Raw genomic sequence first — 489 nt, 5'->3', positions numbered from 1 at the left:
GAGCCCGACGGGAAGGTGTTCAATCAGATCCTGGCTGTAACGGGCGTTCCAAGGACCTTGTGTAATCCGGCGATCAGAATTAAGCGCCATGGTGTACCTGTGCGTTGAGAAGCATGCAGCCGGATGGCCGACCTGCATTGTCTCAATTTCCTGCAGGAATCAGGAAGCAGGAATTCTCTAAACTTTGCGATAGCCATTAGCCCGTGCGTACAATCCACCTGGGTGCGTAAAGCGATGTGCTGATCCGCAGGTTAAATTCCAATATCGGTCGGGCCGCCGGTGAGGAATACCCGTGCCTGCGCCAAATACGCCCGCATCGACTGTTATCCCCCGGCCGCAAATCCTCACCAGCCGAGCATTGGCTGCGGTCGAGCGATTCAGTCATATCGAAGCCCTCAGTGGCGTCGTTCTTGTACTCGCCGCTATCGCTGCACTGCTCTGGGCCAACAGCTCGCCCAGCCTTTCCTATGAAACCTTCTGGCACACCCC

The 489-nt window shown here is 56.4% G+C and carries 1 protein-coding gene; it reads left to right on the top strand.

All coding sequences use genetic code 11. The features are described from left to right. Nucleotides 1-292: 292 nt before the first annotated feature. Nucleotides 293-489 (top strand): Na+/H+ antiporter NhaA (locus BBI10_RS26255; RefSeq protein ID WP_208600719.1); only part of this gene is annotated, 197 nt, incomplete at its 3' end.

This window comes from Pseudomonas graminis (assembly GCF_001705435.1).
GTDB classification, from domain to species: domain Bacteria; phylum Pseudomonadota; class Gammaproteobacteria; order Pseudomonadales; family Pseudomonadaceae; genus Aquipseudomonas; species Aquipseudomonas graminis_B.
The sequence above is the reverse complement of the archived record's forward strand: the minus strand, read 5'-3'. Positions and strand labels throughout refer to the sequence as shown.